The following is a 21,723-nucleotide window of genomic DNA, read 5'->3' as shown; positions in this document are numbered from 1 at the left end:
TAAAAAATAAAAAACCCGCGACAGTCTTAGACTGCCGCGGGTTTTATTTTTACTGCATTTATTGTTATGGCATTTTAAAACCTTTGGTATAAATTCTGCCAGAGTAATCTACAAATTTCACCTGTACATTTCCTTGGTATTTTTCTAATATCTTTTCTACGTCTTTTTGAGAATTCACAGGTTTCCCATTGATCTCGATGACAATATAGTCATCAACGATACCAATCTTAGCCATCTCACTGCCTTCTGTTACATTCTTGGTAACCACGCCACTGTTCAGTCCGTATTCGGTTTTAAAACGGTCGTTTAAAGGCTCAAAATTAGCACCGATCTTTTCTGTAACACTTAAGTCTGCTTTTGATCTAGCGCTGGTACCTCCATTTTGATCTTTCAGTGTTACTGTTGCAACATTTTCTTTACCGTTTCTCAGATACGTAACCTGTACCTTATCACCAGGACGCTTGCTTCCAATTGAAATTGATAGATCGGCAAAGTCGGTAATAGCCATTTCATCAACTTTTACAATAACATCACCAGCTTTTAATCCTGCATCCTGAGCGCCACTGCTTGGGGAGAATCCTCTTACATATACACCAGAACCTACTTTCAGATTAGCTTTTTCCTGTTGGTTATACCCTGTAACCTGCTGTTGGTCTGAAAGGTCTAAAGAGTTTACTCCAAGGAAGCCTCTCTGTACAATTCCGAATTTCTTGATATCTTCAACTATCTTTCTTGCTAAGTTTGCAGGCACTGCAAAGCCGTAACCCTGATAATATCCTGTAGTAGAAGAAATGGCTGAATTAATTCCGATTAAATCTCCATTTACATTCACCAATGCACCTCCTGAGTTTCCAGGGTTAATAGCTGCATCCGTCTGAATAAAACTTTCTATTGGATTAGTCGCTTTCCCTTGTCCGCCTAAAATTCCGATTCCTCTGCCTTTTGCTGAAATAATACCGGCAGTTACCGTAGAATTTAACCCTAGTGGATTACCCACTGCAAGAACCCATTGTCCCACATCAATATTATCAGAATTGGCAAAGTTTAAAAATGGAAGACCCTTTTCTTCAATTTTCAGAAGTGAAATATCAGTATTGGGATCTGTACCTACTAAAGTTGCGATGTAAGATTTCTTATTGCTTAATACAACCTCAAGTTTATTAGCACCTGCAACCACGTGATTGTTTGAGATAATGTATCCATCAGCTGATATAATGACACCGGAACCCATTCCTGACGGCATGCTGTCCGGAGCTTGCTGCTGTTGTCTCTGTTTCTGCTGGCCGCCCCTTCCTCCGAACGGATCGCCAAAGAAATAATCAAAAAGATCCTGATCAGATGCTCTGTTTGAGGTTCTTGTCTGGTAATTTTTGATCGTTACTACAGCCGGAACTGTGGTTTTAGCTGCTTTTACAAAATCATCACCTACAGCTCCGGTATTCATTCCTACAAAAGATGCATTTTTTGATGATGTAAAATAAGATTGGTCTGCAGTATTAGCATCGTGACCTAAATATTGTTGTACGCCGACGGTAGTAGCTCCTGAGATTACTCCTACAACGGCAAATGGTAAAAGTTTTTTTAAAGTACTCTTCATTGTTTATCTGTCTTTGTTTTATTTATACTATTATTAAACACAAATTTAATGCTTAATTAGTATGCAATTAGTATGCTGTGTTTCACTTTTAACTAAAATTTAACGAGAATACTTCGATTTTATGCATTAAGTCATAATTGTTAAAATGTTTCTTAACAAAGCTTAAGATTTAATTAAAAGAAATTGTGACATTTTTTCCAGCAGTAGACTTTCAATTGTCACAATTGTACGCTATTTGAAAAAAATATTATCTTTGCAAAATTATTTTTCTCACTTAAAACGTTTATAGCATGCAACTGTATAACACCTTAAGCGCAGAAGAAAGAGCTCAGCTTATTGATGAAGCCGGTAAGCAACGTCTTACTTTGTCTTTCTATGCGTATACCCATCTTTCAGATCCCAAAAAGTTTCGCGACGAATTATTTATAGCCTGGAATGCACTTGATGCACTGGGTCGTATTTATGTTGCCCATGAAGGTATTAATGCGCAAATGAGTATTCCGGCTGATCACTTGGAAGACTTTCGTGAGACGTTAGAAGCTTATGATTTTATGAAAGGAATTCGTCTCAATGTAGCAGTTGAGCAGGATGATCATTCATTTCTTAAGCTGACGATAAAAGTTAGAAATAAAATTGTTGCCGACGGCCTGAATGACGAAACTTTTGATGTGACCAATAAAGGAGTTCACCTGAAAGCGCAGGAATTCAATAACTTACTTGAAGATCCGAACACTATTGTTGTAGATTTCAGAAATCATTATGAAAGTGAAGTGGGTCATTTTGAAGGTGCTATTACTCCTGATGTAGAAACTTTCAGAGAAAGTTTACCGATTATCAACGAGCAGTTACAGGATTTCAAAGAAGATAAAAATCTACTTATGTACTGTACAGGTGGAATCCGTTGTGAAAAAGCCAGTGCTTATTTTAAACATCAGGGCTTTAAAAATGTCTTCCAGTTAGAGGGCGGCATAATTGAATATACCCGTCAAATTAAGGAGGAAAATATTGAAAGTAAATTCATCGGAAAAAACTTTGTATTTGATCACCGTTTGGGCGAAAGAATTACTGATGATATTATCGCGCAGTGCCACCAATGTGGCAAGCCTTGTGACAACCATACCAACTGTGCCAATGACGCATGTCATTTACTGTTTATTCAGTGCGATGACTGTAAATCGGCGATGGAAAACTGCTGTTCTACAGAATGCCTGGAAATTACACATCTGCCGGCGGCTGAACAGTTAAGATTAAGAAAAGGGTTACAGGTCGGAAATAAAGTATTCAGAAAAGGAAAATCTGATGCTCTGACCTTTAAGAACTCTGGAGATCTACCGGACAAACCTTTAGCAAAGGTTGAATCGACAAATATCAGACAGAAAATTGCAGTTAAAAAAACTTTAATTGGCAAAGCGGAACATTATTACACTAAATCTAAAATTGCACAGTTTTTAATTGAGAATGGAGAGCTGTCAGTTGGCGACAAAGTTTTGATATCAGGTCCAACCACCGGTGATCAGGAGATTGAAATTACTGAATTACATGTGAACGGAAGCTCTTGTGAAACGGCTACAATGGGCGATCAAGTTACCTTTGAGCTTCCTTTCAGGGTGCGTCTGTCCGATAAAATCTATAAAATTTTAGGATAATTTTACGTATCGATACTATACGAGTTGCATTCTTTCAGAATGCAACTTTTTTTTTGCTGGGAATATTGGATCACATCGTAGGATATCGTTTGACTTAAAAGCAGTCTGTACAATAATCAGCATTTTATTAGATTAGTTTCTCCATGAAATGGTAATCGAAGTCGATGTTGCAATACTATTTTTTATACATTTGAGAATGAAAAAAGCAGAACTCAGAAAATTATATCTTGAGAAAAGAAAAGCCTTATCGCAGGATGAGGTTTTGGCATTGTCTGACAGGATTTTTGAGAACTTTGTCAATTACTTTAAGCCTTTGCCGGAACAGAAAGTTCATGTTTTTATTCCGATTGAAAAATTTAATGAAATCCGAACGGATATTTTTGTCACTTATTTTTTAAGTAGAAATGTCAGGGTCTTTGTCCCTAAAATCGTTGAGACAAAATTGATTGCAGTTGAGATTTTTTCTGATACAAAGTTCGAAGCTGGCAGTTGGGGAATCTCAGAACCGGTTTCAAACGAAGATTCAAAAATTGTTGATTTTGACTATATCATTACACCGCTTTTATATTGTGACAAAAAAGGGAATAGAGTAGGCTATGGAAAAGGTTTTTACGATGCTTTCTTTGAAACGGTCTCAAAAGATTCAAAAAAAATCGGAGTCAATTATTTTGACCCCGATGATATGATTGATGATGTTTGGGAAAATGATATTCCGTTAGACTATTTGGTAACACCTGCTGATGTGCTGTCTTTTTTAGACGGCTGCTGATAGAAGTTGACAAAGTAAAATTTAAATTCTTTATTTGTTTTTTCAGGCTTTGAGACCAAAGTGTACTGTGCATTTTTTTCAAATGTCCCAATCGATTTGTTTTTACCGTCAAAATATTCCACATTGAATTTCGCTAAATCTATTGTGTCATTATTCTGTATTTCCTGATAGATATTGATGTTGTTAACCTTTACCTTCTTTACCTGCAGGCTTTCAAGTTCTTTAAATAGTACATTAAAGGTTGTACTGTCTGGTTTCTGAAAGTATTTTTCTATCTTGGAATAGATGGCTGTATCTATTTCTGTATTTTTCTCGCCCGAAAGGTATAATGTAGAAAGGTCCAAAACATCCTGTACTTTCTGAAGCGTAATCGCATTTATTGCCTGAGTGCTGTCCATCTGAACAGTTTGATTATTGGTATTTCTTAATTTTTCAAGATCACTTACTGCAGAATCTTCTTTTTTTACACAGGAAATAACTGCAAGTCCTATTAATATGGAGAAAAATAAAATCTTATTGATTGTTTTCATTGGTTGAGATTTTAAATTTAATTGAGATGATTTTACCTTTTTTGTCTTTTCTCATTTCGATTACGTTGAGGTTTTTCAATGATGTCGTTGGAGTGGTGACAAGCGTTATGTAGTCCTGTTTGTCGAGAGATTCCAATCCGTAAATGTCGCTGTCGTAGACCTGAGTAATAACAGCATCATTGCTGATCAGGTTTTCCAACTGTTTACGTTTCTGTCTCACCAAATTGAACTGTTCCACAGCATTGACCCCTTTTACATCCTTTGTTGAGAAATAATAGACTGCCATTTTATAATCATCAGGTTTCAGTTCTATCGTTTCTTCCTCGGGTGCATTTTCGAGATTACGATTAACTTCCAGATTTTCATACATCGTGGAGCTAATCTGCATTTTGATGTTTTTATCTTTTGTCTGATAATAAAAACATTCGCCTGGTTTTATCCTGAAAAAAAGCGGAGATTCATTTTCCTTAAGCACTTTTATTTCAATGGTGCTCTGTACTTTCTGATTTCTGTCAGCATCGGTAAAGCAATAGGTGTATGTTTTGTCGAATATTTCATCCTTAAATCCCAGAAGTCCCAGCAAAACGACAAAAACTGAGGTTGCTGCTATCCAGGCAGTTCTCTGATAATTCTTTTTAGGTGATTTTTCAACAAAGATTTCCTTTGCATTATCTGGCAAAGGTTTTTGTTCAACGATTTGATTTTCAGTAGTGTTATTTTGTAAATCTGCTTTTTCAGGTGTTGAAATTTCGGTTTTTGCAGGCTGATTTTCAGATTTCGGTAAGTTTAATGCGCTTGAAATAGTTTTTTCTAATTCTCTACGATCATCTTCATCTAAATCCTGCTCATCCTGCAGCAGTTCACCGGCAAAAAGATGTTGCTTTTTAAATTCATACCATGATGTGTAACCTGCATAAATACTCAGAATTGTGAGCATATCAATACGCGGCAGTTTGGTTACTGGTGAATTTTTAAAATAAGTATAAAAAGACTTTTCACTGATGTTGCCTTTAGCCTTTTTTCGGAGATCTTCCTGGAAATATATAATATCTATACCCTTCCATTTAGATATATCATCATAAGAAGGGGTATATTCTTTCAGATATTGAGCCTGAACGTCCTTCTTCAGCTGCTCAAAATGTAATAAATCTAAATCAGTCAATTTTTTGATAAATGATTAATGTGTTGATTTTCAGTATTATTTATTTGTAAAACTGTTTTACAAAGGTATTACAATTATTTTTCATAAACAAACTTTCTATCTGCTATACCTTTGTCTTGTTCAAATAACCGAACAGAGAAAAAGATTTAAAAAACAATATTAACAAATTAAATTTAATTTATTATGAAAAAGTCATTATTCGTAGCTGCTATCGCTGCAATCTCATTAGTTGCTTGTAAAAAAACTGAAGCTACTGCTACTGAAGGAGCTGATTCAATCGAAAACAACGCTGATTCAGTTCAGAACAATATCGATTCTACAAAAAACGCAACTATCGATTCTACTAAAGTAGCTGCAGATGCTAAGAAAGATAGCGTTGAAGTTAAGTCTGACTCAGCTAAAGCTGCAGTTAAGAAATAATTTCTAGCTACCGCTAAAATAAAGACCGTTTCGCCCAGCGAAACGGTTTTTTTATGTTTAAACAATATGATAAAGACTATTTTAATTTTTCTTTTGCTTCAACGCTTCATAACAGGTAATCGCAACAGCATTGCTCAGGTTTAGAGAGTCGATACTGCCTGTCATAGGAATTAAGGTATTTTTTCCTTTTCCTGACCAAAAATCACTTAATCCTGAGTGTTCTGTTCCAAATAAAACGGCAGACTTCTGTGTGAAATCTCTTTTATATAGATCCTCCGAAGTTTCATCCATGATTGTTGTATAGATGTTAAAGTCATGATGATTCAGGAAATCAAGTGTCTCATGGTTTTCAGACTGGAAAACTTCCATTCCAAACAAACATCCCACGCTTGATCTGATAACATTTGGATTGTAAAAATCGGCTTTTGCATCCGTAACAATCAACGCATCGACGCCGAAGGCTTCACAGCTTCTCAAAATTGCTCCCAAATTTCCGGGTTTTTCAACACCTTCTACAATAATTACTGTTGAATTACCTTTAGGCTTAAAACTGTTAAGTTCTGATACTTTGGCTTTATAAATGCCAATGATGCCTTCCGAACTTCCACGGTATGCTATCTTTTCGTAAACCTTTTCAGAAACATAATGAATTTTTTCTTTCGGCTCTTTACCTTTGAAAATACTTTTACACACAAAAAATTCAGTAGCTTCAAATTGATATTTCTGAGCTCTTTCGTTCTCCTGCTGACCTTCAACCACAAAAACACCGGATTTTTTTCTAAACCGGTTGTCAGTTAAAAGTTTGGTAATATTCTTTATTTTTTCGTTTTGAAAACTTTCGATTAGCATTCCGCAAAATTATGGAAAATTTGGCAGAATGTTTTATTCGGCGAGATCAATTTGGTTTTCCGCAGTCTCCGTTAAGCTCTGTGGCAGAGATTTGTTGATCTTGTTTTGCAGTCCCATATTTTTTAGATCTTCAGCTCGTTTGATAAGATTTCCTCTTCCGGTATACAGTTGTGCAAAGGCATCGTTGTAGGTTTTCTGTGCGAGATCAATATTTTTGCCTACTTTTTCTAAATTGTCAACAAAACCAACCAGCTTATCGTACAATCTTGCACCTGCTTCAGAGATTTTTAAAGCATTTTGACTGAGGTCATCCCGTTTCCACAAATCTGAAATTAGTTTTAGAAATGCAATCAAATTAGTCGGGCTTACCATAATTACATGTCTGGTGTAAGCGTAATTCCATAAATTCTGGTCATTTTGAACCGCAATTAGAAATGCCGGTTCTATGGGAATAAACATAATCGTAAAATCCAGAGATTCGCTGATGTGATCGTATCTCTTTCTGCTTAAATCATCGATATGCCGTTTCATCGAAGCAATATGGAGAATTGTATGCTGGGCTTTTTCCTCAACCGATTCAGAAGAATTCATTCTTTCATAAGCATTCAGAGAAACTTTTGAATCGATAATGACCAGTTGGTTTCCCGGAAGTTTCAAAGTGAAATCGGGACGCAGACTGTCGCCGTCTTCATTTTTAATTGTCTGCTGTTTAAAATATTCCCGGTCTTTCGTCAGTCCGGAGTCTTCAAGAATTCTTTCCAGAATCATTTCTCCCCATTCTCCCTGTGTTTTTGTCTGTCCTTTTAATGCATTTGCCAGATTGTTGGCTTCCTGGCTAACTTTTGTGGTCTGTTCCAGCATCAGTTTTATCGTGCTGTTTAACGAATGTCGTTCGCGGGCTTCATTTTCATACACTTCATTAACTCTTTTCTTGAAATTTTCTAAATTTTCCCCCAAAGGTTTCAAAAGGGTGTCTAAATTTTGCTTGTTGGATAACGTGAATTTTTCAGTTTTCTCCTCTAATATTTTATTGGCCAGATTTTCAAACTGAAGTTTCGATTCCTCCTGAATTTTAGCAATCTCCTCTTTCTGCGTGGTAAGAGAATTTTTCATACTGCTGTTGATTGCTGAAAGTTCAGAATTCAGAGCGAGAACTTCCTGTTTTTTGTCCTGAAGATCTTTTATCTGGATGGTCTGCTCAACATTTGCCTGTTTCTGTTCTTTTAAATGATTTTCCAGTGATAAGTTTTCCGCAGATATTCTTGAAAACTCAGTTCTTAAATCATTGAGTAAGTCAGACTGGTTTAGAGAGATTTCTTTTTCTTTTAATGAATTTAAATTTAATTCATTGATTTTCAGATTTGCATTTTCAAGGTCTGAATTATTTTTAATAAACAAATGATTCAGTTCATCATAAGAATTTCTAGAAACCGTTGAAGATTTTAAGATAAAATATAAAATTACAGCGCCAAGAATTCCACCGGAAATAAATCCGATGATTAAGTAAGTCGTCTCCATTTTTCAAAATTACAAAAAGAAATGCGTGATTGGTGGATGGTCTGCCTTTGACATTTTCAGTTAATAAAAAGTCAGATAATAAGAATTTAAATATTTTAAAATCTGAGCCGTAGTATTTCTATTTGAAAAAGCGAAACATCCTTACGGACTTTGATTTTCTAAACTTCAGATAATGATTTCACATATTCGGAGAAGGTTTTCACACCCGTTTTTGTTTTAGTTAAAAATGAAAAAACCCCGCAATCTGCGAGGCTAATCAGTTTATTTTAATTTCTCAAAGCTGAAAGAAAATTTACAATTCATACCGAGGTATCCGAACATTCCCCATTTTGCATCATTGAAATAGGTCATATCCTGGATAGAGTATTGATTCTTCTCTGTCTGTATAACGATGCTGTCAGAGAGTTTAACTTTTTTAAATGGAAGACTCATGACAAGCGCATCAGTGGATTTATTTACTACAAGGGCAGAATCAACAGTTTTTGAATCGCGAATTACAAAAAGTTTTACACGATCAATATTTTTGGTAGCGATGCTGTCTGATATTTCGAAGACCTGATCTTCGTTTATGTATTGAGTATTGGCGCATTCGATATCATCGGATGCGTTTCTCTGTCTGCTTGTAGAAACCTGGTAATATATAATTCCAAAAAAAGTAAGTATCAGCAAAATCAACACTCCTAAAATAATCAGACAGCCTTTCAGATATTTATTCATCAGCACAATTTATTTTAAGGGTTTTCTTTTGCGATTTCATTATGATGCTTGAGATACATTGGCAACGCAGCAGATCCGTACCATGGAAAAATTTCGTAACTGAAAACTCCTGCTGCCACTGCAGGATCTGTTTTTACCCAAGACTCGGCTTCTTCTTTAGATTTTGTATTAAAAATAAACATTCCACGGTAGTCACGTTGGTTTTTTCCTGAGAACGGTCCGGCAACAACTATTTTTCCTTCTGTAGAAAGCTTGCCGATATTATTCATATGGCCTTTCATCAGGTCGGCCATCTTTGTTTTGTCAACAGTTTTCACAGATCCGGTGGTTAACATGACGATCATATAAGGTTTCATACCGAATTGATCAGCGCCGAGAGAGTCGGCTAACTTCTGGTTGAATCCGGAAACCTGTTCTTTTTCGTTTGCGTTAGTTCCACGTTTTCCTGGTTTGCCCGGTTTTCCGTCTTCACCTTTTGTGTAAATAAAACATGAGCTCAGACTCATTGTCATTCCAAAAAGCAGTAGTAAATTTTTCATCATTATGTGTTTTGAGTTAATCTTTAATTCTTAAAAACTCTTTAGCGAGTTCGATCATTTTCGGATCTCCGGTATATTTTCCGTGCTCATCTGAAAGTTTTACTGTAGGAATCCATTCTTTGTTTAAAGCCTGTACACCGATTAATTTCATAACGATATTCATTGGTTTTAAACCGACATCATTGGTAAGATTGGTTCCTATCCCAAAAGAAACTCCAATTTTTCCTTCGCAGTAATTGGTGATTTCTTCTACTTTTTCAAGATTTAAATTATCAGAAAAAATGATGTATTTGAATAATGGATTGATTCCGTTGCTTTGATAGTGTGCGATTGTTTTATCAGCAAATTCGAACGGATCTCCGCTGTCATGACGGACTCCGTCAAAAAGTTTAGCAAATTTCTTATCAAACTGCTGAAAGAAAACATCAGTAGTGTAAGTATCTGAAAGTGCAACTCCGAGGTCACCGCGGTAGACATCAACCCAGTGCTCAAGTGCTAATTCGTTAGCCATTTTAAAACCAAATTCTGCTCCATGAAACATAAACCATTCATGAGCATGTGTTCCGATTGGTTTTACATTGTATTTCATGGCAAAATGTACATTTGAACTTCCGATGAAAGTTGAATCTTTTTTCTGGTTTAAAGCTTCCATTACTAAGTTCTGAACTTTATAAGAATGTCTTCTTCTGGTTCCGAATTCTGCGAAATTAACCCCCAGTTCATTCAATGATTCTGCCTTTTCCAGAGTTTTGTTCATAACGACCTCATTAGAATCTCTTTCCATGTGATTCATTTCGTAATGAAGTTCACTGATTAAAGCCAGTAGGGGAACTTCCCAAAGAATTGTTCTGTACCAAAGTCCTTCTACGGTAACCGAAAGGTCATTTCCAGTCTGAATGATTTTCACTTCTGATGGGTCGTAATGATAACCTTCTAAAAAATCAAGATAAGGTAAATTTAAATATGGACATGTTCGTGCTAAGAATTTTTTCTCTTCTTTGGTAAGTTTCAGTTCTGCCATTTTGTTGACAATAGATTTCAGGGCAACATCAAAGCCCTCCGGGAAGTGATGTTTTCCTCTATTGATAAATTCATATTTTACAATCTGACTTGGGAAAAGTTTGACCACCGCATTCTGCATGGTAATCTTGTAAAAATCGTTGTCGAGTATGGAGTTGAGTCGTATTTCGGACATATTTTAATTTTAAATAAATGTAATAAAATAAATAAAAAAATCGCCACTTTGAATGGCGATTTTTATCATCAGTGAATGATTTTATTTTTTATTTTCCTAAATAAGAATTGTACATCCACACTTCTTTTTCCTGTTCTGTAATGTAGTCGCTCATTTGTGAGTTGGTGCCTTCGTCACCGGCTGCATCGGTAATTTCTAAAAGTTCTCTCTGAAGATCGATTACAACCTTAAATGAATTGAGAATAATTTCAACACTTTTATTTCCATCGCTTACTTCTTTGCTTTCTTGAATGGTAGAAACCTGAAGGTAATCTGAGTAGTTGTGTGCCGGAGTAGCTCCTAAAGTTAGAATTCGTTCTGCAATCTCGTCAATTTTCAAAACTAAGCTGTTGTATAATTCTTCAAATTTTGGGTGAAGGGTGAAAAACTGTTCCCCTTTGATATTCCAGTGTGACCCTCTTGTATTCTGATAAAAAACCGAGTAATTGGCCAGAAGTATATTGAGTTTTTCTGAGATGTTCTGACAGTCGGTTTCCTGTAAGCCGATGATATTGGCGTTTTTCATAATGTTTAATTTTTAATATGTGTAGCAGGCAGGAAAAAGTGTGCCGAAATTATCATATGATGATTGATGATACTTATCTTTGGAATTTTTAAAATATATTGAAATTTCAATTTATTGGTTACTAAATATTTTCGTTATGAAGAAGTACAAGATAGCAGCAATGATAATTGTTTTGATTTATTTTTTTCAGACTTTTTTTACTTCTTTGGGAGGTATTGGTGCAGACAGTTTATCGTACTTCGGAATTGCGGCAGACCTACCCAAGCCAGAGACAAATCTTTTCCCGATGGGTTATCCTATACTAGTAAGGTTGGTTTATAATGTTCTTCACGATTATTTCTGGGCTTCAAAGATTTTGAATTTATTATTTACCGTAATCATTCTCTTATTTTCTTATTATAAAAAGTTTTACTTCAGAGAAACTGTACTGCTTTTTATGGGGAAAACATTTTTCACGGTCTTTATCGGGGCAGCGTCAGAGACATTGTTTCTCTTTCTTATGTATTTTCTTTTCTTTTTCTTCCATCAGTTGCTATCGAAGAAGGATAATCTGTATTCGTATGCAGTTGCGATTTCACTTTGTCTGATTGGTTTTTTTATCACCAGATATTCGGGGATTTATATCTATGTTTCCGTCGCAGTGTTTTGCGGAGTGATGTTCTTTAAAATACGTGATAAGATTTATTTTAAACCACTTATTCTTATGTTGTTTCTTTCGGGAATAGGTATTGGAAGTTATCTACTTTTTAATGTCATGCATTTCGGAGATTATACCGGTGAACACATGAGAGGAAAGCCTTCATCAAAGGATGTGGTCTATATTGTAAGAGATGTCTTTGGGGTGATGAATTCGATTGATCCTTATATTGGTATAAAGCCTGCTTCCAACAGTTTGGCAAGTCTGTTATTCCAGTTCTTGGTATTCGTAATTGATGTTTTTATATTTTTCTTCTTTCTGAAATACTTTAAAAAAGCAAAAGAGTCTTCTCTCTATTATTTTCATATTCTGTTGTGGGTGATGGCTGGGGTCAGCGGTATTTCTGTTTTGGTTTCAGGGTGGTTTCAGCAGATTGAAGAGATGGGCGTGAGATTAATGGCTGCATCAAATTTTTGTCTGTTCTTTTCCTTCCTTATTTTATATTTCCAAAACCAGTTATCCGATAAATGGATTTGGAGGGTGAGCTGTTTCTTTTTAGTTTTTCTTACCTGTTACAGTTTAAAAGATCCCGGAAATTATTTGGAGAATAAAAAGCAAATTGAACCTCAGATGGCGAAGTTTAAGAATAAAAAATATCTTTATAATGATGAGAAAAATAAGATAACGGTAACTACTTATTATTTTCCGGTCATTGATAAAAAGTTTGATTATAAACATACAAACAGCCAGAAAGGAAGTTTGAAGGAAGGTATTGCAGGAACTGTAAATCCTAAAATAAAATGGTTGATGAACGATACGGTTCGTGATAAAACAAAGGTTTTGTACACATCGCAATTAAGATTTAAATAAATAAAAACTTTTTTAAAAGGAAGATAATTTCACATAACTACTTGTAGATTAAAAAATTATTACTATTTTTGCACCCTAAAATAAAAAGCAATTAAATGCCTACTATTCAACAATTAGTAAGAAAAGGAAGAGTCGCACTCACCAAGAAGAGTAAATCGGCTGCCCTTGATTCTTGTCCACAAAGACGAGGTGTATGTACGAGAGTATATACTACCACTCCTAAGAAACCTAACTCTGCACTTAGAAAAGTTGCAAGGGTAAGACTTTCAAACGGTAAAGAAGTCAACGCCTACATCCCGGGCGAAGGACATAATCTTCAAGAGCACTCGATAGTATTGGTACGCGGCGGAAGGGTGAAAGACCTACCGGGAGTACGTTATCATATCGTAAGAGGAGCATTAGACACTGCAGGTGTTAGCGGAAGAACTCAGAGAAGATCTAAGTATGGAGCTAAGAGACCAAAACCAGGTCAGGCAGCAGCTGCGCCAGCTAAAGGAAAGAAAAAATAATCATTAAATAAGGTACAGAAACAATGAGAAAGACAAAAGCGAAAAAAAGACCGTTGTTACCAGATCCGAAATTTAATGATCAATTGGTAACTAGATTTGTAAACAATTTGATGCTAGACGGTAAGAAGTCTATCGCATTCAAAATATTCTATGATGCTTTAGACATCGTAGAAACTAAAAAAGGAGAAACTGAAAAGACTGCCCTTGAAATCTGGAAAGATGCATTAACTAACGTTATGCCTCACGTAGAAGTACGTTCTAGAAGAGTAGGTGGAGCTAACTTCCAGATTCCTATGCCGATCAGAGCTGACAGAAAAATTTCTATGGCAATGAAATGGTTAATCCTTTACTCTAAAAAGAGAAACGATAAGTCAATGGCTTTGAAATTGGCTAACGAAGTGGTAGCTGCTTCAAGAGAAGAAGGTGCTGCTTACAAGAAAAAATCTGATACTCACAAAATGGCGGAAGCTAACAAAGCTTTCTCACACTTTAAATTCTAATTAGAAATGAGTAGAGATCTTAAATTTACAAGAAATATTGGTATTGCTGCCCACATTGATGCGGGAAAAACTACCACTACAGAAAGAATTTTATTCTATACAGGTGTAAACCACAAAATTGGTGAGGTTCACGATGGTGCTTCTACAATGGACTGGATGGAGCAGGAAGCAGAAAGAGGTATTACAATTACTTCTGCTGCAACTACTTGTTCTTGGAACTTTCCAACAGACCAAGGTAAACCATTAGCTGATACAAAACCTTACCACTTCAACATCATCGATACACCGGGACACGTTGACTTCACAGTAGAAGTAAACAGATCTTTGAGAGTATTGGATGGATTGGTATTCTTATTCTCTGCAGTAGATGGAGTAGAGCCTCAGTCTGAAACAAACTGGAGACTTGCTGACAACTATAAAGTTGCGAGAATGGGATTCGTAAACAAAATGGACCGTCAAGGTGCTGACTTCCTTAACGTGGTAAACCAGGTTAAGACGATGTTAGGATCAAACGCAGTTCCAATCGTTTTACCAATCGGTGCTGAAGAAGATTTCAAAGGTGTAGTTGACTTAATTAAAAACAGAGCGATCATCTGGGATGAAGCTGGACAAGGTGCTACTTTCGAGGTAGTTCCAATTCCTGACGACATGAAAGATGAAGTTCTTGAATACAGAGAGAAATTAGTAGAAGCTGTTGCTGACTACGATGAGACTTTGATGGAGAAATTCTTCGAAGATCCAGATTCAATCTCTGAAGACGAAATCAACGAAGCGCTTAGAAAAGCTACTATCGATTTATCTATTATCCCAATGACTTGTGGTTCTTCATTTAAGAACAAAGGAGTACAGTTTATGTTGGATGCAGTATGTAAATACTTGCCTTCTCCATTGGATAAAGATGATATCAAAGGTACTGACCCAAGAACTGACGCTGAAATTTTCAGAAAACCAGACGTAAAAGAGCCTTTCTCGGCTTTAGCATTTAAGATTGCTACCGATCCTTTCGTAGGAAGATTGGCATTCTTCAGAGCATACTCTGGAAGACTAGATGCAGGTTCTTATATCTTGAACACTCGTTCAGGAGATAAAGAAAGAATCTCAAGAATCTATCAGATGCACGCTAACAAGCAAAATCCTGTAGAATATATTGAAGCAGGAGATATTGGTGCAGCGGTAGGTTTCAAATCTATCAAAACTGGTGATACAATGTGTGACGAGAAAAACCCAATCGTTCTAGAATCGATGGTTTTCCCTGATCCGGTAATTGGTATCGCTGTAGAACCTAAAACTAAAGCTGACCAGGATAAAATGGGTAATGCTTTAGCTAAATTGGCAGAAGAAGATCCTACGTTTACGGTAAGAACTGACGAAGCATCTGGACAAACGATTATCTCTGGTATGGGTGAGCTTCACTTAGATATCATTGTTGACCGTATGAGAAGAGAATTCAAAGTTGAAGTTAACCAAGGTCAGCCTCAGGTAGAGTACAAAGAAAATCTTACAAGAGTTGCTCCACACAGAGAAGTTTACAAAAAGCAATCTGGTGGTAAAGGTAAATTTGCTGATATCGTATTTGAACTAGGACCTGCAGACGAAGGTAAAGTTGGTTTAGAATTCATCAATGAGATCAAAGGTGGTAACGTTCCTAGAGAATTTGTTCCTGCAATTGAAAAAGGCTTTAAAGCTGCAATGAAGAACGGTCCTTTGGCTGGTTTCGAAGTTGAAGGTATTAAAGTTACTCTTAAAGACGGATCTTTCCACGCGGTGGATTCTGATGCACTTTCTTTTGAAATGGCAGCTAAATTAGGATTTAAAGAAGCGGGACGTGCTGCTAAGCCAGTAATTATGGAGCCTATTATGAAGTTGGAGGTTGTAACTCCGGAAGAATATATGGGTAACATCATTGGTGACCTTAACAAGAGAAGAGGTACTATCAGTGGACAAGAAGAAAAGAACGGTGCCGTTGTGATCAAAGGTTCAGTTCCACTTTCTGAAATGTTTGGTTATGTTACTACTCTAAGAACACTTTCATCAGGAAGAGCTACTTCTTCTATGGAATTAGAGAAGTACCAGGCTACTCCTCAAAACGTTGCTGAAGATATCATTGCTAAAGCAAAAGGTTAATTTTTTAAATCAAAGAAATGTCACAAAGAATCAGAATAAAACTAAAATCTTACGATTACAACTTGGTAGACAAGTCTGCTGAGAAAATCGTAAAAACGGTAAAGGCTACTGGTGCTGTTGTAAACGGACCTATTCCATTACCTACAAATAAGAGAATCTTCACTGTGTTGAGATCTCCGCACGTAAACAAGAAGGCTAGAGAGCAGTTCCAGTTATCAGCTCACAAGAGATTGATGGATATCTACTCTTCTTCTTCTAAAACTGTTGATGCTCTAATGAAATTAGAACTTCCTTCAGGAGTTGACGTTGAAATTAAAGTGTGATAAATTTGCTGATCGATGGAAGTCTGATGACCGAAGTTTTAAAGCAACACCTTAAATATGAATCCCTTTTCGAAAGAAGAGGGATTTTTTTTGTAAGGTTTTTTCAAAGTTAACCATAGTGTTCAGAAAGGTGCTGAAAATTTTTAATTTTGCTTAAAAGTTATGATCATGAAAGCAATATTAATATTTTTGATAACATTCAGTGTATCACTTACCGCTCAGACACACCGTTTTATTTACGAATATCAGTTTAAAATGGATTCCACATCCGCGGAATACAGAAAGGCAAACATGGTTTTGGATGTAAATACTGAAGATGTTAAATTTTACAATTATGATTTTGTCGTTACCGATTCTACGAATAAAACCAAAGGTCAAAACAGCATTATTTGGGATGATACTCCGGCCTTAATCAGAAAGAAAAATTCGAATATCAATTCAAATTATATCCATGTTCAGAATATGTTCATCGTAGATACAGAAGATCAAATAAACTGGAAATTATCTGATGAAACTAAAAATTTGGGTGGATACAAACTGCAGAAGGCTACTGCCAGATTTGGAGGAAGAAATTGGACGGCATGGTTTACAAAAGATATTGCGCTTAGCGAAGGTCCATATAAACTCAGGGGTCTGCCGGGAATGATTTTTGAAATTGGTGATGACAAAAACAATTTTAAATTTTCTCTAGTCAAAAGTTATAAACTATCTAAAACTTACGATACGTCAGCAATTATTGAAAACTTTGGAGGGCAGAAGCCGGTAAAAATTACGGAGGCAAAACTTAAAAAACTAATGCTTGATAATTATAATGATCCACTTCATGAATTTAAAGAACATTATAAAAACAACACTGATCCCGGAGCAAGATTTATGGTAATGGGAATTGAAGTTAAAAGTAGTGAACAGTTAAAAGAACTGTCAGACCTGATGCAAAAGAACATAAGGAAAAACAACAATCCTCTCGAATTTAGTAAAGCGATTCACTACCCCGGAAAATAAAGTAAAATATATTTTTTCACAAGCAAAGGATTTTTTATATTTAATTTTTGAAGATTATGAAAATAGTAATGCTTATTTTTTTGAGTTTTGGGAATCTTGTTTTATCACAGAACCATCGTTTTATTTATGAAGTGGAATCTAAAAAAGACTCTACAGAAAATACTGTAACCAAAGAATTTTATCATCTTGATATTTTTTCTGATGATATTAAATATTACGGAAGAGCTTATTATGAAGCAGATTCTCTTATTAAAAACAATATTGGTTTTTCCGCAAACAGCAGTCCGACACTTACAGATATCATCGTACGAAAGGCCGATAATGAGTATGATCAATATGAATGGCTACAGTATGATGTTCTGAAAACGTCTCAAAAAGTCAGTCAAAAGTGGATTTTGACTGATGAGAAAAAAACTTTTCAGGATCATCTGGTTCAGAAAGCAGAAACGAATTGGGGCGGTAGAAAATGGACGGCATGGTTCAGTCCGGAGATTCCTTTCCAGTATGGACCGTACAAATTTCATGGTCTGCCGGGATTGATAATGGAGATTTCAGATTCTCAGAATAATTATGTATTTAAGCTGGTCAAGTCAGGAAAGCTTAGCGAAACGCAAAAAAAAATATCCTTTGATCACATTTTTAAAATTGGTGTTCCTGTCAACCGTGAAAAATACATTAAAGCAAAGCTTACCTACTTTAATGATCCATTAAGTTTTGTTAAAAACGGTGATATTGAATTGATGGATGGTAACTGGGCACTTTTACAGGATGGAACAAAATTAACGAAAGATAATTTTCGTGAGGTAAGACAAAGGCAGCAAAAGAATATTAGAAAATATAATAATCCTCTGGAACTTGATAAAATTGTAAATTATCCTAAATAAAGATCTGAAGTACACCGTGAGACCTGCGGAGTTTTTGTTTATATTTAAACATAAAATTGAAGAACAATGTCAAACTCCGATAAAAGTATTTTTGAAAAATTTTCTCTTTGGGCAACAAAATTTACAGGCAGTTCTTATGCATTTCTCGGCGCTGTAGCTATTGTGGTAATATGGGCAGTTTCGGGACCGATTTTTAAGTATTCGGAAACGTGGCAACTCGTGATCAACACCGGAACAACCATCATTACTTTCCTGATGGTTTTTTTAATTCAGAAATCTCAGAACAAAGATTCTAAAGCTATTCAGATTAAATTAAATGAACTGATTGCGGCCAACGAAAAGGCCAGCAACCGAATGGTAGATATCGAAGATCTTACTGAAAAAGAATTAGGTCAAATTCACTGCTACTACGAAAAACTCGCAGATTTTGCGGAAGAAGATACCGATATCCATACTTCGCATTCCATTGATGCTGCCAAAAGAAATCAGGATAAAAAACATGAAACTTTTAAAAAGAAGCATGAAATCTGGCTGCAGGAGCAGAAACAAAAAAAGGAATCGATTTGATTCCTTTTTTATTTTTTATTTAAACTATCTCTTCATAAAGTAATCAAAATAACTGCAGCTTCCCATAAGAGTTCTTGCTGCTTCCGTATCTGAGTACTGAGATTTCAGCTGAGCAAAATAGGTTCTGTATTTTTGATTTTTAAGATCGCTCATCTGCTTTTGGCAAGCATCATTTTTCTCAGACCATTTCGGGTCAGCATAATCGATGTTTGCCTGATTTTTAGCTTCGTACTGATAATATTTTCCCTGCTCTGCACTTGCCATCTGGAACAGCAGTCTTGCTTTCTGTTCTTTGTTGGTTGACAGATTTAAAGCTTTTTTATAGTAATTTAAAGCTAAATCAAAGTTATCAGGTTCTATATAGGTAGTTGATGTGAAATTCTTGTAGTAATATTGGTAAGGTGTTTTCTTATCGGTGCTCCAAAAATCATATTTTCCGCCGTTGCTGTTATCGACATCCATAACAAACAGTTCTCTGTAGTATCCGAGTATTGAAGTATTGTACAGCATATTCCCGATGAGCTGATTGGCATGTGCTGAATTTTCATCTTTACCGTCTCCTAGCTTTTTAAGCTGAACCAAAGCGTCTGCCAGTTCAAGTTTATTCATTTTTGGTTTGATGAAAGGAAATGCAGTATAATCTTCTGCCTGCATACTTTCCGCATCAGCACTCTGGAAACTTTCCCAGATATTATGTCCAAAAACCAGATTCGGAATATTGCTGAAGCCATCATAGTTTTGTCCATCGTAAACCAGTTTTTCATAGTTTCCGGTTTCCGGATTATATCTTTCATAATTCTCCCGCGGAATTCCCGAGAATGATTGTGCTTTCTGATAATGTAATTTTGCCTTATCAAAATCAGCTAATCTCATGGCACGGTCGCCGTAAATCACATTAAAAAATGCGTCAATGTTTCCTACATTGTCCATGTTTTTTGCGATGATCTGCTGTTCAAATTGAGTCTTATTCGGTTTTCTGTAAAAATCTTCAACGCTTTTCACCAAAGTAGAATTGGGGTTGTACTGCAGGTCAGACAGTTTATTATTCATAAGGAAAGATTTGCCGTCTTCGCCCTGAAGAAAATAACGGTTCGCCAAAACATCTTTTAAAAACGAAGCGGTAGAAGGCGGTGCACCGTAGTTGTATCCGCCATCCTGAAGGGTGTCTTTTTCAACTTTCTTTTCAACAAAATAATCGACATAGACTTTCATTAAATGATCTTCGTATTCTGCATCAATCTTTGGGTGCGAAACGATATCATTCAGAACTTTCATCCGTTTGATTTCTTCAAGATATTCCGGGTTGCTGGTCTTAATCTCTTCCAAAATTTCTGTGCTCGCCTTGTAATCTTTCTTTAAAAATTTAAGATAGGCATCTGCAATCTGCCAATATTCATCATTAGCTTTTTCTTTTGTTTTGGAAGTGAATTTTTCCAGATCTTCAAGGAAATCGGTTTGCTTCTCATCGTAATAATAACTTTGATTTTTCGTGTAAACCGGAATTCTGTCCGGATTCTCCAGCAGCTCATCATCACTTTGACTATTTTTATTTCCGTCCTGATCTTTGTCTGACTTCGAACTGAAAAGATTCTTAAAAAATCTCACAATTTTCTGCCAGAAAGAAAGCTCTTTGGGTTTTGCTTCTTGTTCCGCAGTCTTATTATTTGTGTCGTTCTTATTTGTGGCAGATTTAGTCTGCGAGGTATTATCAGAATCTTGAGCATTATAATAGTAGGTCGGAAGATAACTTCTTTCCAGCTCATTGATGCTTCTTGCCGCCATAACTTTAAGAATCTCTGAGTTAGGATCAATGTCATACATCTTTTCCATCATCGGAATCGGGTTGGTGAAATCTTCGTAACCCAATAGAAAATAGGCCATATTTTTCTCCTCATTAGTTCCGGCTCTTTTCAGAATATTATTAAAAGATGCCGTATCAGAAAGTTTCATCGAAATAAATGCAGATTCTTTTCGGCTTTTGCTGTTTTTGAAAACCTGAAAGAAATTCCAGTTCGCCTCGCTTCCCATTTGCAATCCGCGCTGTGCGCCTGCCAATTGATCTAATGCCATATAATAGGCAGCACCTTTTAACGAAATGGGCTGAACGTAAGATTTAAAAGCCTGCAATGCCACATCAAAATTTCTGGTATAATGATTAAATCTTACGAGCTGATATCCGTATCGCTGTTTGATCTCCGGATTTTTGGCTGCGTTGTATAATGATGTTAATGCCGACACTGTTTTAGAGTAATCTAACTGAGTCGCGTTTTTATCACTTTCATTTTCTCTGTAGTAGAAAGAATCCGGCGTTTCTACATAATTGATTTTCATATAAGGCTCGAGATATTTAGCCTCAATAAGATAGTCTATTCCTTCTCTGTATTTTTGATATGATCCTGAACCCAGTTTTTTAAGTAAAGAATTGTTGGTGCTTCCTTTTTTCAAATCGTTCAGATCATTCATAGAAAGTTTATTCACCAAAAAATCTGTCTCAGAATAAGTAATTTGATTATTAAAGAATTTTCTCCATGCCTCAATATTCTCATTCGGAATTTGAGAAGTTTTAAAGTCGGTGTAAAACCGTGACGAATAGTTGTGAAGAAAGGGAAGGTAAGCTTTGTCTTTAATGATGCTTTGGGTAAACAGATTAAAGTAGTCATAATCCGGATCTGCCCAGGCGCACGCTTCAAATTTGGTATAGAAAAGCGATACGACCGCCAGTGATAGAATGTACTTTTTCATATTTATTTTGGTGTTTGTTTTTTACTTCCCGCTAATGATACAGATCAGCGCTGATTTT

The 21,723-nt window shown here is 35.9% G+C and carries 21 protein-coding genes; 11 read left to right on the top strand and 10 right to left on the bottom strand.

Annotated features, from left to right (window positions below; genetic code table 11):
- Positions 1–64 precede the first annotated feature (64 nt).
- The gene (locus tag OMO38_RS02905) at positions 65–1,597 is read right to left on the bottom strand and encodes a trypsin-like peptidase domain-containing protein (RefSeq protein WP_264748728.1); all 1,533 of its coding nucleotides are present in this window, start codon (positions 1,595–1,597) and stop codon (positions 65–67) included.
- A gap of 290 nt (positions 1,598–1,887) precedes the next feature.
- Between OMO38_RS02905 and trhO the strand changes: the two genes are divergently transcribed.
- Entirely contained in the window at positions 1,888–3,243 is a 1,356-nt protein-coding gene (trhO, locus tag OMO38_RS02900) for an oxygen-dependent tRNA uridine(34) hydroxylase TrhO (protein WP_264748727.1), read from the top strand.
- Positions 3,244–3,439: 196 nt separating this feature from the next.
- Positions 3,440–4,012 carry a 5-formyltetrahydrofolate cyclo-ligase gene (locus tag OMO38_RS02895; RefSeq protein WP_264748726.1) on the top strand — a complete coding sequence of 191 codons (573 nt, stop codon included), beginning with the start codon at positions 3,440–3,442 and terminating at the stop codon, positions 4,010–4,012.
- On the opposite strand, the gene OMO38_RS02890 is transcribed toward OMO38_RS02895, so the two are convergent.
- A complete protein-coding gene (locus OMO38_RS02890; protein WP_264748725.1) occupies positions 3,964–4,542 on the bottom strand; it encodes a hypothetical protein in 579 nt (192 codons plus the stop codon). The two genes, OMO38_RS02895 and OMO38_RS02890, sit on opposite strands and share 49 nt — an antisense overlap.
- Complete coding sequence (locus tag OMO38_RS02885; protein ID WP_264748724.1) at positions 4,526–5,704, bottom strand: hypothetical protein; 1,179 nt, start codon at positions 5,702–5,704, stop codon at positions 4,526–4,528. Before OMO38_RS02885 ends, OMO38_RS02890 begins: the two co-directional genes overlap by 17 nt.
- Before the next feature lie 183 nt (positions 5,705–5,887).
- Between OMO38_RS02885 and OMO38_RS02880 the strand changes: the two genes are divergently transcribed.
- Positions 5,888–6,124 carry a hypothetical protein gene (locus OMO38_RS02880; RefSeq protein WP_264748723.1) on the top strand — a complete coding sequence of 79 codons (237 nt, stop codon included), beginning with the start codon at positions 5,888–5,890 and terminating at the stop codon, positions 6,122–6,124.
- A gap of 81 nt (positions 6,125–6,205) precedes the next feature.
- Here OMO38_RS02880 and OMO38_RS02875 read toward each other — a convergent pair whose 3' ends face one another.
- From OMO38_RS02875 to OMO38_RS02850, 6 genes are all read right to left on the bottom strand, one after another.
- Entirely contained in the window at positions 6,206–6,973 is a 768-nt protein-coding gene (locus OMO38_RS02875; RefSeq protein ID WP_264748722.1) for a TrmH family RNA methyltransferase, read from the bottom strand.
- A gap of 33 nt (positions 6,974–7,006) precedes the next feature.
- Entirely contained in the window at positions 7,007–8,491 is a 1,485-nt protein-coding gene (locus tag OMO38_RS02870) for a DNA recombination protein RmuC (protein ID WP_264748721.1), read from the bottom strand.
- A 261-nt stretch (positions 8,492–8,752) separates the two neighbouring features.
- Positions 8,753–9,208 (bottom strand): hypothetical protein, encoded by a 456-nt coding sequence (locus tag OMO38_RS02865; RefSeq protein WP_264748720.1) that lies wholly within the window; start codon positions 9,206–9,208, stop codon positions 8,753–8,755.
- 14 nt (positions 9,209–9,222) lie between these two features.
- Positions 9,223–9,747 carry a YciI family protein gene (locus OMO38_RS02860; protein WP_264748719.1) on the bottom strand — a complete coding sequence of 175 codons (525 nt, stop codon included), beginning with the start codon at positions 9,745–9,747 and terminating at the stop codon, positions 9,223–9,225.
- 16 nt (positions 9,748–9,763) lie between these two features.
- Positions 9,764–10,942, bottom strand: a complete 1,179-nt coding sequence (gene pncB / locus OMO38_RS02855; protein WP_264748718.1) for a nicotinate phosphoribosyltransferase — start codon at positions 10,940–10,942, stop codon at positions 9,764–9,766.
- 88 nt (positions 10,943–11,030) lie between these two features.
- Positions 11,031–11,507 carry a Dps family protein gene (locus OMO38_RS02850; protein WP_264748717.1) on the bottom strand — a complete coding sequence of 159 codons (477 nt, stop codon included), beginning with the start codon at positions 11,505–11,507 and terminating at the stop codon, positions 11,031–11,033.
- 136 nt (positions 11,508–11,643) lie between these two features.
- Between OMO38_RS02850 and OMO38_RS02845 the strand changes: the two genes are divergently transcribed.
- The 8 genes from OMO38_RS02845 to OMO38_RS02810 all read left to right on the top strand — a co-directional run bounded on the left by OMO38_RS02845 (position 11,644) and on the right by OMO38_RS02810 (position 18,923).
- Positions 11,644–13,014: a hypothetical protein gene (locus OMO38_RS02845; RefSeq protein WP_264748716.1), complete on the top strand. Its 1,371-nt coding sequence runs from the start codon at positions 11,644–11,646 to the stop codon at positions 13,012–13,014.
- Between the two features lie 95 nt (positions 13,015–13,109).
- Positions 13,110–13,523: a 30S ribosomal protein S12 gene (rpsL, locus tag OMO38_RS02840; protein WP_027383325.1), complete on the top strand. Its 414-nt coding sequence runs from the start codon at positions 13,110–13,112 to the stop codon at positions 13,521–13,523.
- A 23-nt stretch (positions 13,524–13,546) separates the two neighbouring features.
- Entirely contained in the window at positions 13,547–14,023 is a 477-nt protein-coding gene (gene rpsG / locus OMO38_RS02835; protein ID WP_034962875.1) for a 30S ribosomal protein S7, read from the top strand.
- 6 nt (positions 14,024–14,029) lie between these two features.
- Positions 14,030–16,147, top strand: a complete 2,118-nt coding sequence (gene fusA / locus OMO38_RS02830) for an elongation factor G (protein WP_264748715.1) — start codon at positions 14,030–14,032, stop codon at positions 16,145–16,147.
- A gap of 17 nt (positions 16,148–16,164) precedes the next feature.
- Positions 16,165–16,470 (top strand): 30S ribosomal protein S10, encoded by a 306-nt coding sequence (gene rpsJ, locus OMO38_RS02825; RefSeq protein WP_002661363.1) that lies wholly within the window; start codon positions 16,165–16,167, stop codon positions 16,468–16,470.
- Between the two features lie 168 nt (positions 16,471–16,638).
- Entirely contained in the window at positions 16,639–17,472 is an 834-nt protein-coding gene (locus tag OMO38_RS02820) for a GLPGLI family protein (protein WP_264748714.1), read from the top strand.
- 56 nt (positions 17,473–17,528) lie between these two features.
- Positions 17,529–18,356, top strand: coding sequence for a GLPGLI family protein (locus OMO38_RS02815; protein ID WP_264748713.1), 828 nt, complete (start codon positions 17,529–17,531; stop codon positions 18,354–18,356).
- Positions 18,357–18,422: 66 nt separating this feature from the next.
- Positions 18,423–18,923 carry a low affinity iron permease family protein gene (locus tag OMO38_RS02810; protein WP_264748712.1) on the top strand — a complete coding sequence of 167 codons (501 nt, stop codon included), beginning with the start codon at positions 18,423–18,425 and terminating at the stop codon, positions 18,921–18,923.
- 24 nt (positions 18,924–18,947) lie between these two features.
- Here OMO38_RS02810 and OMO38_RS02805 read toward each other — a convergent pair whose 3' ends face one another.
- Positions 18,948–21,665: a hypothetical protein gene (locus tag OMO38_RS02805; RefSeq protein WP_264748711.1), complete on the bottom strand. Its 2,718-nt coding sequence runs from the start codon at positions 21,663–21,665 to the stop codon at positions 18,948–18,950.
- Between the last annotated feature and the right edge of the window lie 58 nt (positions 21,666–21,723).

This window comes from Chryseobacterium kimseyorum, from assembly GCF_025971945.1.
Taxonomy (GTDB): domain Bacteria; phylum Bacteroidota; class Bacteroidia; order Flavobacteriales; family Weeksellaceae; genus Chryseobacterium; species Chryseobacterium kimseyorum.
This window is presented reverse-complemented; position numbering and strand designations above follow the sequence as displayed.

What these genes read in the sequence shown, in the direction of transcription:
- OMO38_RS02820 (WP_264748714.1), top strand. Translation starts at nt 16,639, where the DNA reads ATGAAAGCAATATTAATATTTTTGATAACATTCAGTGTATCACTTACC.
- fusA (WP_264748715.1), top strand. Translation starts at nt 14,030, where the DNA reads ATGAGTAGAGATCTTAAATTTACAAGAAATATTGGTATTGCTGCCCAC.
- OMO38_RS02810 (WP_264748712.1), top strand. Translation starts at nt 18,423, where the DNA reads ATGTCAAACTCCGATAAAAGTATTTTTGAAAAATTTTCTCTTTGGGCA.
- OMO38_RS02850 (WP_264748717.1), bottom strand. Translation starts at nt 11,507, where the DNA reads ATGAAAAACGCCAATATCATCGGCTTACAGGAAACCGACTGTCAGAAC.
- rpsL (WP_027383325.1), top strand. Translation starts at nt 13,110, where the DNA reads ATGCCTACTATTCAACAATTAGTAAGAAAAGGAAGAGTCGCACTCACC.
- OMO38_RS02875 (WP_264748722.1), bottom strand. Translation starts at nt 6,973, where the DNA reads ATGCTAATCGAAAGTTTTCAAAACGAAAAAATAAAGAATATTACCAAA.
- trhO (WP_264748727.1), top strand. Translation starts at nt 1,888, where the DNA reads ATGCAACTGTATAACACCTTAAGCGCAGAAGAAAGAGCTCAGCTTATT.
- OMO38_RS02870 (WP_264748721.1), bottom strand. Translation starts at nt 8,491, where the DNA reads ATGGAGACGACTTACTTAATCATCGGATTTATTTCCGGTGGAATTCTT.
- rpsJ (WP_002661363.1), top strand. Translation starts at nt 16,165, where the DNA reads ATGTCACAAAGAATCAGAATAAAACTAAAATCTTACGATTACAACTTG.
- OMO38_RS02895 (WP_264748726.1), top strand. Translation starts at nt 3,440, where the DNA reads ATGAAAAAAGCAGAACTCAGAAAATTATATCTTGAGAAAAGAAAAGCC.
- OMO38_RS02805 (WP_264748711.1), bottom strand. Translation starts at nt 21,665, where the DNA reads ATGAAAAAGTACATTCTATCACTGGCGGTCGTATCGCTTTTCTATACC.
- OMO38_RS02905 (WP_264748728.1), bottom strand. Translation starts at nt 1,597, where the DNA reads ATGAAGAGTACTTTAAAAAAACTTTTACCATTTGCCGTTGTAGGAGTA.
- OMO38_RS02865 (WP_264748720.1), bottom strand. Translation starts at nt 9,208, where the DNA reads ATGAATAAATATCTGAAAGGCTGTCTGATTATTTTAGGAGTGTTGATT.
- rpsG (WP_034962875.1), top strand. Translation starts at nt 13,547, where the DNA reads ATGAGAAAGACAAAAGCGAAAAAAAGACCGTTGTTACCAGATCCGAAA.
- pncB (WP_264748718.1), bottom strand. Translation starts at nt 10,942, where the DNA reads ATGTCCGAAATACGACTCAACTCCATACTCGACAACGATTTTTACAAG.
- OMO38_RS02845 (WP_264748716.1), top strand. Translation starts at nt 11,644, where the DNA reads ATGAAGAAGTACAAGATAGCAGCAATGATAATTGTTTTGATTTATTTT.
- OMO38_RS02815 (WP_264748713.1), top strand. Translation starts at nt 17,529, where the DNA reads ATGAAAATAGTAATGCTTATTTTTTTGAGTTTTGGGAATCTTGTTTTA.
- OMO38_RS02860 (WP_264748719.1), bottom strand. Translation starts at nt 9,747, where the DNA reads ATGAAAAATTTACTACTGCTTTTTGGAATGACAATGAGTCTGAGCTCA.
- OMO38_RS02890 (WP_264748725.1), bottom strand. Translation starts at nt 4,542, where the DNA reads ATGAAAACAATCAATAAGATTTTATTTTTCTCCATATTAATAGGACTT.
- OMO38_RS02880 (WP_264748723.1), top strand. Translation starts at nt 5,888, where the DNA reads ATGAAAAAGTCATTATTCGTAGCTGCTATCGCTGCAATCTCATTAGTT.